This is a genomic window from Affinibrenneria salicis, assembly GCF_008710095.1.
In genome coordinates this window covers 14,508-26,425 of record NZ_VYKJ01000016.1, presented here as the reverse complement: position 1 = coordinate 26,425, position 11,918 = coordinate 14,508, and the positions used below count along the sequence as shown (strand labels likewise).

16 protein-coding genes and 3 pseudogenes are annotated in these 11,918 nt (G+C 50.4%); 14 read left to right on the top strand and 5 right to left on the bottom strand.

Annotation, left to right across the window (positions count from 1 at the left end; all coding sequences use genetic code 11):
* Positions 1 to 52 precede the first annotated feature (52 nt).
* Complete coding sequence (locus FJU30_RS23070) at positions 53 to 307, bottom strand: DNA polymerase III subunit theta (RefSeq protein WP_370541769.1); 255 nt, start codon at positions 305 to 307, stop codon at positions 53 to 55.
* 543 nt (positions 308 to 850) lie between these two features.
* Between FJU30_RS23070 and FJU30_RS27320 the strand changes: the two genes are divergently transcribed.
* Positions 851 to 976, top strand: coding sequence for a toprim domain-containing protein (locus tag FJU30_RS27320; protein ID WP_223881673.1), 126 nt, complete (start codon positions 851 to 853; stop codon positions 974 to 976).
* A gap of 37 nt (positions 977 to 1,013) precedes the next feature.
* On the opposite strand, the pseudogene FJU30_RS27315 reads toward FJU30_RS27320, so the two are convergent.
* Positions 1,014 to 1,441: pseudogene (locus FJU30_RS27315) on the bottom strand (IS3 family transposase); the annotation flags it as partial.
* A 284-nt stretch (positions 1,442 to 1,725) separates the two neighbouring features.
* On the opposite strand from FJU30_RS27315, the pseudogene FJU30_RS23060 reads away from it, so the two are divergent.
* A pseudogene (locus FJU30_RS23060) lies at positions 1,726 to 2,540 on the top strand (IS110 family transposase).
* Between the two features lie 185 nt (positions 2,541 to 2,725).
* On the opposite strand, the gene FJU30_RS27685 reads toward FJU30_RS23060, so the two are convergent.
* A complete protein-coding gene (locus FJU30_RS27685) occupies positions 2,726 to 2,878 on the bottom strand; it encodes a transposase (protein ID WP_150437314.1) in 153 nt (50 codons plus the stop codon).
* Positions 2,879 to 3,230: 352 nt separating this feature from the next.
* Here FJU30_RS27685 and FJU30_RS23050 point away from each other — a divergent pair, with 352 nt between their 5' ends.
* The 11 genes and pseudogenes from FJU30_RS23050 to FJU30_RS22995 all read left to right on the top strand — a co-directional run bounded on the left by FJU30_RS23050 (position 3,231) and on the right by FJU30_RS22995 (position 10,504).
* Positions 3,231 to 3,734: a nuclear transport factor 2 family protein gene (locus FJU30_RS23050; RefSeq protein WP_150437313.1), complete on the top strand. Its 504-nt coding sequence runs from the start codon at positions 3,231 to 3,233 to the stop codon at positions 3,732 to 3,734.
* 865 nt (positions 3,735 to 4,599) lie between these two features.
* The gene (locus FJU30_RS23045; RefSeq protein WP_150437312.1) at positions 4,600 to 5,061 is read left to right on the top strand and encodes a hypothetical protein; all 462 of its coding nucleotides are present in this window, start codon (positions 4,600 to 4,602) and stop codon (positions 5,059 to 5,061) included.
* A complete protein-coding gene (locus FJU30_RS23040) occupies positions 5,058 to 5,264 on the top strand; it encodes a helix-turn-helix domain-containing protein (protein ID WP_094107104.1) in 207 nt (68 codons plus the stop codon). Before FJU30_RS23045 ends, FJU30_RS23040 begins: the two co-directional genes overlap by 4 nt.
* A 449-nt stretch (positions 5,265 to 5,713) precedes the next feature.
* Positions 5,714 to 6,067 (top strand): type II toxin-antitoxin system RelE/ParE family toxin, encoded by a 354-nt coding sequence (locus tag FJU30_RS23035; protein ID WP_150437311.1) that lies wholly within the window; start codon positions 5,714 to 5,716, stop codon positions 6,065 to 6,067.
* A 4-nt stretch (positions 6,068 to 6,071) separates the two neighbouring features.
* Entirely contained in the window at positions 6,072 to 6,374 is a 303-nt protein-coding gene (locus FJU30_RS23030; protein ID WP_150437310.1) for a helix-turn-helix domain-containing protein, read from the top strand.
* Positions 6,375 to 6,867: 493 nt separating this feature from the next.
* Entirely contained in the window at positions 6,868 to 7,737 is an 870-nt protein-coding gene (locus FJU30_RS23020) for an integrase domain-containing protein (protein ID WP_150437309.1), read from the top strand.
* On the top strand, positions 7,727 to 7,981 hold the full coding sequence (locus tag FJU30_RS23015) for a hypothetical protein (RefSeq protein WP_150437308.1): 255 nt from the start codon (positions 7,727 to 7,729) through the stop codon (positions 7,979 to 7,981). The genes FJU30_RS23020 and FJU30_RS23015 overlap by 11 nt, the downstream gene beginning before the upstream one ends.
* Before the next feature lie 343 nt (positions 7,982 to 8,324).
* Positions 8,325 to 8,507: a zinc finger domain-containing protein gene (locus tag FJU30_RS27680; protein WP_370541760.1), complete on the top strand. Its 183-nt coding sequence runs from the start codon at positions 8,325 to 8,327 to the stop codon at positions 8,505 to 8,507.
* 18 nt (positions 8,508 to 8,525) lie between these two features.
* Positions 8,526 to 9,764: pseudogene (locus FJU30_RS23005) on the top strand (DNA cytosine methyltransferase); the annotation flags it as partial.
* A gap of 221 nt (positions 9,765 to 9,985) precedes the next feature.
* The gene (locus tag FJU30_RS23000; protein ID WP_150437305.1) at positions 9,986 to 10,270 is read left to right on the top strand and encodes a hypothetical protein; all 285 of its coding nucleotides are present in this window, start codon (positions 9,986 to 9,988) and stop codon (positions 10,268 to 10,270) included.
* 45 nt (positions 10,271 to 10,315) lie between these two features.
* Positions 10,316 to 10,504 (top strand): hypothetical protein, encoded by a 189-nt coding sequence (locus FJU30_RS22995; protein WP_150437304.1) that lies wholly within the window; start codon positions 10,316 to 10,318, stop codon positions 10,502 to 10,504.
* Between the two features lie 153 nt (positions 10,505 to 10,657).
* Here FJU30_RS22995 and FJU30_RS22990 read toward each other — a convergent pair whose 3' ends face one another.
* Both FJU30_RS22990 and FJU30_RS22985 read right to left on the bottom strand, forming a co-directional pair.
* A complete protein-coding gene (locus FJU30_RS22990) occupies positions 10,658 to 10,894 on the bottom strand; it encodes a type II toxin-antitoxin system VapC family toxin (protein ID WP_233356447.1) in 237 nt (78 codons plus the stop codon).
* A 138-nt stretch (positions 10,895 to 11,032) separates the two neighbouring features.
* Positions 11,033 to 11,278, bottom strand: coding sequence for a type II toxin-antitoxin system Phd/YefM family antitoxin (locus tag FJU30_RS22985; protein ID WP_150437303.1), 246 nt, complete (start codon positions 11,276 to 11,278; stop codon positions 11,033 to 11,035).
* A gap of 145 nt (positions 11,279 to 11,423) precedes the next feature.
* On the opposite strand from FJU30_RS22985, the gene pilL2 reads away from it, so the two are divergent.
* Positions 11,424 to 11,915: a PFGI-1 class ICE element type IV pilus protein PilL2 gene (pilL2, locus tag FJU30_RS22980; RefSeq protein ID WP_150437302.1), complete on the top strand. Its 492-nt coding sequence runs from the start codon at positions 11,424 to 11,426 to the stop codon at positions 11,913 to 11,915.
* The last annotated feature ends 3 nt before the right edge of the window (positions 11,916 to 11,918 follow it).

Sequence of the window (11,918 nt, the reverse complement as noted above, 5' to 3'; positions counted from 1 at the left end):
CATTCCGGCAGGGTTCTTTTTTTCTCTTTTATACATGCGTCGAAATCAGTGATTACGTTTTATTGTTGGTCTCCGCCATTTTCTGATAGGCGAGATCTGTACCTTTAGGCAACGTTTTGCTGATCTCCCTGTAGTGCAGTAATCGCTCGCGCAAATTGGCTCTGTATTGCTCGGGTTGTTCCGCTTCGACCAGTGCCGGGATGACAGGCAAATTCAACCGCTCTTTGTATGCGACGCCGCTCGCAGCAAGATCGACATTAATTTTGTCGCGCGCCTCAGCAGATAAATCCCCCGAGATTGAAATTATTGCTCATAGGGTGTCCCCCTTTGCTGGAAGTTTGCTGAGCTTATTATGACCTTCTGCTGTCGAGAAATCTCTCCAACATGATTGATAACACCCTATCTATTTGTCTGCCAGAGCCGGGAACCATTGCCTGTTGATGACGCTAAACTCGCGCAGACCGTTCCCGGCATTTTTCATCTCTATCCCAAACTGAGTTTCCCCTGTAGCGCACATCCTGTCGTTATTACTCTGACACGACTTTCCTTCCCGTAATACATGGGTTCCCCGCCCGTTCGGGCATCATCCCCTGATGCCCGCTTTTTTTCAGGAGCGACGATGAAATTGTTTTTATGTGAAAAACCGTCCCAGGGCCGTGATATCGCCCGTATCCTCGGCGCGACGCAAAAAGGTAATGGCTGCCTCACCGGCAAAAATATTGCCGTCACCTGAGGATTTGGTCATCTGCTGGAGATGGAGCCACCCGAACGTTATGATGCAAATATAAAAAACGGGCGCTTGAAGATTTACCAGTCATTCCGGCTCAGTGGAAACTGGCGGTGAAAGCAGATGCAAAAAAAACAGTTTACCGTCATCCAGAAACTCCTGAAGAAATCCTCATCCATGGTTATCGCCACCGACGCCGACCGAGAAGGGGAAATGATCGCCCGCGAGATACTGGATGCAAGTCAGTGATCTTGCCCAGTAACGGTGGACATCGCCTTAAGCGAGGTTTCTTTTCAAATTGCACCGGGCTTAGCACGCCGTTGGCGGCTATATCGCCGATGCCGGTTGTCATCAATCTTAATATAGTCGAATACCGTCGATTTCATCTTCTCCCGCGTGTTGAACTGTTCCCCCGTGGATAGCGTCCACTTTCAGACTATGGAAAAAACTTTCCGCACAGGCGTTGTCATAGCCGCCCCCCTTAGCACTCATGCTGCATGTCAGACCATTATCATTCATAACTTCCTGATAGTCATGGGAACAGTACTGGGTACACTATCACTCCGCGCAGCATCTCCCACAGCCACAGCGCCATTTTCAGCACATAACACACCAGTTCCGCTTTCATCAGTTCCGACATCGCTCCCCAATCACCCGCTGTGAATACAGGTCGATAACCACCGCCAGATACAGCCAGCCTTCCGCCGTCCACAGGTTGCGGCATGGAAAGCTGGTAACTGAGCGACCATAGCGTATCTCAGCAGCTTTCCCGCGCCAGGAACACCGCCACTTTTTTCAGGATAGGTTTATCCTCTTCCAGTTCGGAAATTTTGGCTTATAAGACGGCGAATTCCTCGTTTCTGTTCGGATAGGTGGGGCGAATTAGAAAAAGCAACATCCTTCTGATCCTGATAACGTTTTTTTCCAGTCAATGGGATGGACTACCTCCTCCCCCATTGCGGTTAACTGTACGAAATACGTTCAGCAGGAGAGTTACCATGAATATCATATTTCCGGGTATTGATCTGGCTAAAAATGTCTTTCAGCTCTGCGGGTTAAACCAGGTCGGTAAGCCGGTTTATTCAAACCGTATCGGCCGAAAAGAATTACTCCAGACGGTGGCTAATATTCCGGTCTGTTTGATTGCCATTGAAGCATCCACAGGGGCATTTTACTGGCAGCGAGAGTTTGAAAAACTGGGGCATAAAGTAAAGGTCATCAACCCTTCATATGTAAAACCCTTTATCCGTGGGCAAAAAATGACGGTAATGAAACACGGGCCATAGCAGTGTCTCTGATGCATCCAACGATGCAGAAAATGGACTCAGTACAAGAATACGCAGAACAATTGCAGAACTCTATGATCTCTTTAACTATATTAGGCGTCATATAAACTTTTTTAATAAAGAAATCGATGCTGTATTCAGGCAATCAGATGCCTGTCAGCGCATTGCCAAAGTTAAAGGTATTGGTCCTAAAACGGCCAAGGCTGTTGTTGCCGCGATTGGCAAAGGAACTGAATTTAAAAATGGTCGTCACTTTGCCGCATGGCTTTGTCTGGTTCCTCGACAGCACTCAAGTGGCGACAGGCAAGTGCTAATGAATATGACTAAAAAAGACGACAAGCATTTACGGACACTTTTTATTCATGGCGCCATGGGTTGCCAAGAATAACACTGATGGCTATCAGCATCAGTGGGTAAAGGAACGGCGAGGGTTTAATAAAACGACAGTGGCACTAGCTAACAAGAACGCGAGAATAATCTGGTCGATGCTGAGAAATGATACCGAATATCAAGCAGCCGGAAGTTAATACCCAGCCAGAAAAGTTGCTGCGTACTGATAAATGGTGACAGGTTGCACCTGCACAATCGGAACCTGATTTTTACACTGGCCTTAGAGGCCGTCCAGTTGTTGAGGAGATTGTGTGCGGATTACCCATTTGGGCACAGGCTTTCCTTATGCCGGATAGATGTAAGCAACAACCCAAAACTAGATTCAGTACTTGCAAAACGGAGATAGTCCATAGATGTAGAATGTGTTCTCTTTGATATCGAACTCCTGTGCCATGCGCGCAACGGATTTACCGCTTTCGAACAGTAATGCCACGACGCTGCACTTGAAATCCGGGGTATATTGTTGTCTTGCCATAGTGACCTCGCTTTCGTTAATTGATTTGAAAACAAGATGGGTGCTAAATCAAGGATAGATCACACCGAGGTGTGCGCCGCAACGCCGCCATCGATGAATTGATGAGTCCCGCCCAGCCTCCCGGTTATGCGCCCCCACGGCGTATCTATACCGAAGTAGGCCTCGGACACCTGGTCATGGCGAATTTCGCACCATGAAGAAAACGTACATTCCCCCGTCAACCATCTGACCAGGCTTGGCTTTCTATCCTGACAGGAAGACGCCGCCAAATATATACGACGGAATTGGCCACGATGCTGGTATGATTCCGGTAGGAAAGCCGATATTTTTGTCGAACTGGAGAGCGAACAAGATGAAACCACGATTTATTGTTATTGCTTGCGTGTTCTGCCTGACGATGTCGCTGTCTGCCTGTACCCAGAGGCAAGCTCAGTCACCTGCCCCGACGGAGTTAACGCAAAGCAGTCAAAGAAACCTGGCTCAGGAAGAACAAAACCGGGCGCTGGTGATTGAGTTTTATACCGCCGTTTTAATCAACCACAATGTGGATCTGGCGTATCAATATCTGAGCGAAGATTACATCCAGCATAATCCGTTCATCGCGACAGGCCGGGAAGCGCTTATAACCACGCTCCGGGACTATTTTGCAAGTTATCCGAATGCTGAAAGCCACATCATTCGCACCTCGACCGACGGCGATCTGGTCTATCTGCATGTTTTCGCTAAAAACGATCCGCAAGATACTGGAAATGCTGTTGTCGATATCCTGCGCGTTGACAACGGGAAGATTGTAGAACATTGGGACGTAGTGCAGCCCGTGCCGCAAACCAGTGCCAACCAGAACGGCATGTTTTAATGTACGGACAAGCGTTATTGTCTCCTCGGAAATAGCGCTGGATAATCATTTTAAATAATCGCGCAGTATATTATTCAACGCTGGAAATTGCGGAAAACCATCGCACACAATTAAGTGTGCCGCATAAGATAAAGCTGTATAGCTCTGTATTGAGATGAAATCGTTCAGTTCGGGATATGTTTCAATCTGTTCCGCAAATCCGGACACCATAATCTTAATCATTTGCTCTTGCAGAACTAATATTTCATATTTTTATTATAATCATAAGTATCTTTTTATTTGAATGAATGATAATGTCACCAATCTGTCTTTCTGGCTACACAGAGATCCTCAAAAAAACTCAAAATGTCACTATTAATTTCTTGTAAGGAATATTTGCATATAGAGCCATCGACATTTATGAACATGAGCAGCAATCAAAAAAAACATAGTAACAAGAAAACACAGAGAACCTGACGTCAGGTATTATGAGCGTTTTTTTATATTTTTGATAGGCTACATCGTCACTCAAACCGTTATTTATTAGCTGGTTATAGACTCATCAATAACGTTTTTATTTTCTGCGATCTATCTCTAAAAACCCCGCTTGCTACTGCTAACAGAAAGCAGTATCTTTTAAGCGCATCTGCAAAATCAGGTGCCGGGATTGGTCTCCCGAATTGTTACAGGCGGTATATGACGCGCCTTGCGTCTTTTTTTATACCGTAAATCCAGCACAACTATTGAATTATGGTGGGCTGGGCGGGGGCATCGAAAGATGCGCCGGTTCCTGTAACGCCGGTAAGACCAACTCCGTCCAGTCCACCACCCACAAGATTGGTCTCTTCGGTGGTGGGTTGATTACCCGTTACAGGAGGCTGCCAATATGGCTACAATCCTCACCCAGACTCACCCGTTACTTACCGTTCCTTTCAGCGCCGCCACGGATTTCACCGTACTGGCAGACCGCTGCGAAAAGCTCGCAGAGACTCAGGCAGAAAGCTACGATCCGGCGCTAAAAATGGCACTGTGCGGAAGGCTCGCCGCCGCGCTTGCGCTGTTAAAACCGGGCCTGCGCGATCCTATTCCGCCTCACCTGATAGACAGTCTGACCGTTGATACCTTGCCCACAAACTCTCCTCGTTTTGCCCCTGATGCGGATACGCTTTGCGATTACTGTTTTACCCTGACTCAGCTTCTGCTTTGCCGGATGTTTCCGCCACAAGCGGAAGAACAATTGTGTTGGCTCCTGGCAGAACTGGTTGATTACTTTGCCGCTGAATTGAAAGCTCCGCGCTGGATACGCACTGCTGACGGCGTGAAATGCATTGATGAGGTGACCGCATGAACCAACAGGACTGGCATCCCGCCGATATTATTGCGGCGCTGAAAAAGCGCGGAACGTCGATGGCAGCGGTTTCGCGTAACGCAGGGTTGGCCTCTTCCACGCTGGCGAATGCGTTGACAAAACACTGGCCCAAAGGGGAAAGGCTGATTGCTGAAGCGCTGGGCGTCGCGCCTGAGCAAATCTGGCCTTCTCGCTACCATTGATGTTCCACCGGCGCAGATCCGATACGGGTTCTGCGCCGTTTCCTGTTTATCAGATTGCCAAAAATCGACCAATAATCCTTTAAAAGGGAAAAACAGTTTTCTCTTATCTGCACCTTGTGCTGAGCAGTAATATCCCACCGGCACAAAATGCTTCATGACCTGAGAGAAGCGCCTGATGTATCAGGATGGTCGCCTTTTTACCGGCATCAACCTTTGAAAATGCCGGACCGCATTGCGGTTAAGGTCATTCTCTACTCTGCTTCACCTTCCCGCTGTTTTTGAGGCCTGCGCCGCAAAGCGACGACGCATTTACACAACATGTAATGATGACTGGAATACGCCTTTAGTTTCCCGGTAAAGAGGAATGCATTTCGCCTTGGGCGACTTCAGTCTCTTCATTATCGCTTTGTACCTATATAGGCTTTACGCTATATTAATAAGGAGGTCCTGTGTGGACGATTAAAACAACGGACATATTTGACGGCTGGTTCAGTTCACTCAGTACCATCGATCGAACCAACGTGCTGGCGTCGCTTATCGTTCTGCGGCAAAAAGGGCCGGGTTTGCCCAGACCTTATGCCGATACGATTAAAGGCTCTCGCTACAGCAACATGAAAGAACTACGCGTTCAGAGCCGGGGCGATCCGATACGGGTGTTTTTCGCCTTCGATCCTTACCTAACCGGCATTCTGCTTTGCGGCGGTAACAAGGTCGGCAATGAAAAACGTTTTTATGACCAGATGATCCCGGTTGCTGACCGGGAATTCACGAATTATCTGAAGACATTAGATGATAAGGAGTAACGCGATGGGCAGAACGCTCGAACAGCTTCTTGCGGATGAAAAACCGGAAGTCGTGGCCGACGCTCAGGCGATGTCGGCGGACATCCTGCTCAACATCCACCTTGCCGAACTGCGTGAGATAGTGCAAAAAACACAGGTTGAAATGGCGCAGGCTCTGGGCATCAGGCAGCCTACCGTTGCCGGTATGGAAAAACCGGGCCGCGACCTGAAACTGTCCACGCTTAAACGTTACGTTGAGGCGACCGGCGGCAAACTGCGCCTTGATGTTGAACTGCCGGATGGTTCTCACTACGGATTTGTACTGTAAATACTGACGCTCCCTGAACCGGAGCGTCAGCTCCCTTATAACGGGCTGCGGCCTGCATTGACGTAGGCTTTGCTGTCGCGTGACCGCAATCCTGCACCAAAATTTCAATTTTCACTCACTGCGCCAGTCCAGTGCGTCACTTTAACCGCGCCGAGCGGGAAAGTGACGCACCAGCGCCATGTTACTGCACCAGACAATTCAACTGCGCCAACGCACGGCGGGATTCTGACACCGTGATTCAACCCACTTTCACTCACAGGAGAACTTGAACCGATACCGGAGGGGGATCAGGACGATCCGGGGGATAACCAGCTAACGCTGGCGGCTGCTCAGAGAGCACAACCGAAGCCCCGCAACACCTCAACGGCTGCCGCCCCGGCGCTCAGGTATCGTTCGCAGCCCCGACGAATATCAGGGGCTATCGGCCTACGCGCCGGGGAAAAGTTGTATCAGATTTTGGAGTTGCGGCAATCATGAAAAGGGGAAAGAGAAAATGGGCATTCTGGAGCAGGAAATGAAAACGCTGGCGCGGCAGGCGGGCGGCAGTCATAAAACCGTCCACGATCGCATGGCGCTGGCGCAGCGATTTTGTGAGCGCTTGCTGGAACAGAATGTACAGATCCGCCGGGTGGAGCAACTGAAAGCCCGACATATTGAGAATTACGTTCGGGAACGACTGGAGCAGGGCATAAAGAAACGCAGCCTGCAAAACGAAATGGCGGCGCTCCGCTGTCTGCTGAAGCAAGCCGGGCGTGATCGATTAGCCACCAGTGAACGGCTGTCCAATAAATCTCTCGGCTTATCCGGCGCATCCCGTAACGGCACCCGGCAGGCCATTACTGCGGAGCATTACCGGCAGGCGCTGGAAACCGCTCGTGAAAAAAACACCGGGATGGCAGCGGCGCTGGAGCTTTCAAGGTTGATGGGATTGCGCTCTCAGGAAGCAGTGCAGTGTGCGCAATCGCTCAGGACGTGGAAACAGGCGCTGGAGCGCGGCGAAACCCGGCTTACCGTGGTGTTCGGCACTAAAGGCGGACGGCCTCGCGAAACGGTAATTCTGGATGCTGGCGCAGTCAGAAAAGCGCTGGAAAATGCGCTGGCTGTGGCAGAGAGCCGCAACGGCAAGCTGATTGACAGGCCCGACCTGAAAACTGCGATGAAATACTGGCACGGTCAGGCGTCGCGTATCGGCTTGACCGGCGCATATTCCCCGCATTCATTGCGCTACGCCTGGGCGCAGGATGCCATTCGTCATTATCTGGCGCAGGGATTCAGTGAAAAAGAGGCGCTGGCGCTGACGGCGATGGATTTGGGCCACGGCGACGGGCGCGGGCGTTATGTGGCGCAGGTTTATGGGTGTTGAAACGATGGATGATTCTTGTCTCTGGTGCAACCTTGCGTTTTCCCGACGGATGGCAACTGGTGCAGTTAGCCGGAATATCGGGTTCTGGCGCAGTGTCGTGTCGGCAGAAAACCATCCTATGGTGCAGATTTTTTATCGTCGCTATGACGATAAGTTTTCCTTTAAAAAACTTCCCGTATTGATAGGTAACGACCTAAAAATATTCTGCCGGAATAATTTTAGACGTTTCCCGATTAATCGTTGAAAATACGAAGGTAAAACCTTTCAGAAAGCAAAGAAGCAGATCCCGTTCGTCAGGATCTGCTCCTGTCAGAGAATTAACCGCCAGGCTGTACCCGCGGCCTTATGCTGTCGCGCAAAAATATACGGCGCGACATATCCTTCGCGGCTGATGTCCAGATAATCCGACCACCACAGCATCATTTCCATGTGAGCTTCCTCATATGCGGATTGGTATGATTGGTAAGATCATATCCGGGAATTTATTACACTTATATTTCCAGGCAAACACCTGTCAGCGCCCTTAACGGGCGCTTTCCATATTTATCGCGCCGGCAGTCTGAATTTCTAGTACCTCTTTTCTCTGCATGGTCTCATCATGCAACTTCATATCCTTATCGAAGAGAGGAGTCATGACGGAAAAGAAAACTGAACACCCCCTGCGGTGTGGGCAATGTCAGCGCCTGCTGGCCTTTGCAGGTCCATTCTCCAGCCTTCATATCAAGTGTCCGCGTTGTAAAACCATCAATCACTTCACCCACAGCCACTGAGCTGCCTAACCGAATGCCATGAGCATCCCAGCCATACGGAGGGGAACAGTGACATTAAACAATACATTAACGTACGGATCTGTCTGTAGTGGCATTGAAGCTGTCAGTGTTGCATGGCAGAACCTGCACTTCAGACCACTCTGGTTTAGTGAAATAGCGCCTTTTCCTTCTGCAGTATTAGCTTATCGCTGGCCCGGCATCCTTAATCACGGCGACATGACGCTGCTCGCCGACAGGATCGCGAGTGGTGATATTCCCGCCCCGGATATTCTGGTTGGAGGCACACCCTGCCAGTCTTTCAGCGTGGCCGGCATGAGACGGGGTCTGGCCGATCCGCGTGGACAACTTACTCTGGCGTATATCCGGCTGGCTGACGCCATTGATGTTAAACGAGAGGAGAACAATAAACATGCCGCACTCATCCTGTGGGAAAATGTTCCCGGAGTCCTCAGTGACGCCACCAACGCCTTTGGGCATTTCCTTGCCGGACTGGCTGGCACGGATATACCATTCAGACCCGGTCTCCCACCCACGCCGCAAAAATCTTCGGCATTCTGGCGCTGGTCGAAAAAATACCGTCGGCATATTCCCAAATGGCCCCGCGCAGGTTGTGTGTATGGCGCCCACAGGGCCATTGCATGGCGAGTGCTCGATGCCCAACATTTCGGACTCGCCCAGCGCCGCAAGCGTTTGTTTGTTATCGCAAGTGCTGGAGAACACGTCGATCCCGCCGAAATATTGTTTGAGTTACCGAGCGTGCGCAGGGATCCTGCGCCGGGCAGATGCGTCCGGACGACGATTACCCCAACCTCTGCGGCAGGTACTGACGAGAAATGCATGTCCGCGATCGTCTATAACAAACAGCGATTAGGTGAATACAAAGCCAGCCCTATCAGCAGCACCTGTAATGCCTGCGATTATAAAGATGCGCATGATCTGGTTGTCTTTCCGGCGACCTGTATTGCCAGCAATATTATTCATCGTACCCCAAAAAATAGCGGGCATCATACGGGCCTCTCGGCTGAATTGTGCTACCCCCTGTATAATACGTCGCATACCCTGCATGCCGTCATCAGTGAATATGCGGTTCGCCGCCTGATGCCTGTGGAGTATGAACGTTTGCAGGGCTTTCCCGATCAGTACACGCGTATTCCCTGGAGGGGGAAAACGACGCAGGACTGTCCAGATTCTCCGCGTTATAAAGCGCTGGGCAATTCAATGCCGGTTCCGGTTATAAAATGGCTGGGAGCACGGATCAGTAATTATCTGTCAGCATCTCTTTAATAATAAGCCGCCTGCCGAAAGCAGGCAGTTTTCTTATTTAACCGAATGTGAGTTTTTTATTCAGCGTTGTTCCCGGAATAGATTCACTACGCCGGCAGTCTGCTGTCGCTGACAGCGTCCCTATCTCTGCTATTTCCTCCAAGCAGAGAGCGCAAACCGGAAATCCTCTTTTCATTATCCCTGCGGGAGCCCCCATGACCGACACCAACATCCAGAACCTGACCCAGTGCCTGTACAATATTGAAATGCAGGCGGTACAGACCATGCTGGTCACCGCGCTGCAACATGGCTTCCAGCTTGATGATCTCATTCGTTTGGCCCAAAAATACCAGACCAACGCAGCCGTAATGGAGTGCCATAACAATGGCTGCAGGGTAAATTACGCCACGCCCGAAGGTTATTTCACACAACATTTCGGTGCAGATCTCCAGCAGGCGGCAAATTTCGCCGAACAATTTGATACATGGTGGTATAAGTGAAATAGCCGTCATGACTTCGACAACATAAACACCTGAGGAGCAACGATGGAAAAATCATGTGGCAGCGATACCACGATCAACATCAATAGCATAGAGGAAGTTGCTGTACGTCATGCTCAACTGCGCAGCTGCGCCGGCATAGTGATTATTGAAAGCTGGATGCCTGACGATATTATTGGAAAGCTAATTCCCCGTTCTCTTAAAACAGCAACCGGCGCATCCATTATGCGTTGAATACTTCGCTGCGCAAAATCAATCCTGAATTCGTATATCCCGTAATGTAACCCCATTACGTCTTAACGGACGTCATTCTTATGATGCGTCATGACATGAAAAAATAATGATTCAGTAAAGGTTTCCATAGCCATTACAGGTGAAAGACGTCGCCTAAATTTGCTGTATTGGGCCGGGATACCGTGCAACCAGCGCATCGGTGGTCAACAGCGTAATGCCCTCCATTGTCGCCTGCGCCACCAACAGACGATCAAAAGGATCTTTGTAAACGGCAGGCAGACTCTCGACCGAAACAACATGTTCGCTGGCGATAGGTAATTCGCTGTAACCATTATCCAGCAGCCCCCTGCGCAGCAATCGCACATCGACCTGAAAATCGTCACGTCCCAGCCCGCGCTTAATGACGACTTCCCAAAGACTGACTACGCTGAAAAAAGCTCATTTTCCGGCGAACCCAGCAACTTCGCTGTTGATGAAGACAGTTTTTCCGGCATGCCCACAGCAACACATGGGTGTCGAGTAAAAATTTCATTTGTCACCGCCGAAAAGCTGCTCAATCTCCCCTTCGCCCATCCGGTCAAAGTCATCGGGCACGTTGATGTTGCCCGCCATAAACCCTAACCGCCTTTCCTGCTGAGGCTCCGGCGCGCTCAATGCCGTTACTTTGACCAACGGCTTACCGGCTTTGGCTATGATAAAGGACTCCCCCTTCGCGGCCATATCAACCAGCCGGGACAAATGGGTTTTCGCCTCATGAATGTTCACTGTTTGCATAATACCTCCAGACGAACTAACGGACTAAGTCATATTAGTTTAGTTCAAAGGATAAAATGTCCAACGTCAGGATTTTAGTTTCTTGCCGCTTTTCCCCGCGTTTTTTTTCATTCTGTCCCGGCCTTTCCCACTACCGGAGCATATCATGAAGAAATCCCGTTTATGGCCCATCACCGTAATCCTTATCCTGTCAGCCTGTACAGCAAAGACGGCCACCGTTACGCCCTCCGAAACCCACACCCAGAGCATCTCCGCCACTCCCGCGCCCATTGAAGTCGTGCATACCGCACGATACACGCTGGTCAGTCTGACGCCGGATGAAACACTGACATTTCCACTGCGTCAGGTGACAAGCCATGCCCTTCCCGCGCCAAAGAAAAACCGGCCGACCGCCACCCGAGGCGATGCGCTGCGCGCCTGGCTTTCCGGCACCGGCTACGGACTGTGTCTGCCCGTGACCCGTGACACGCGGCAGCTATTTGCCAGCCCCCTGCCCGATATCCAGCGTTCAATGGGACCAATGCGAATAGACGATGCGCTCCGGGTGATTGCCGGAGAGGCATGGGTTATGAACACGGATGAAGTGACCCGCACCGTCTGTTTTCAACGCGCGCCCACCGACCGGTTGATGAGCTGACGG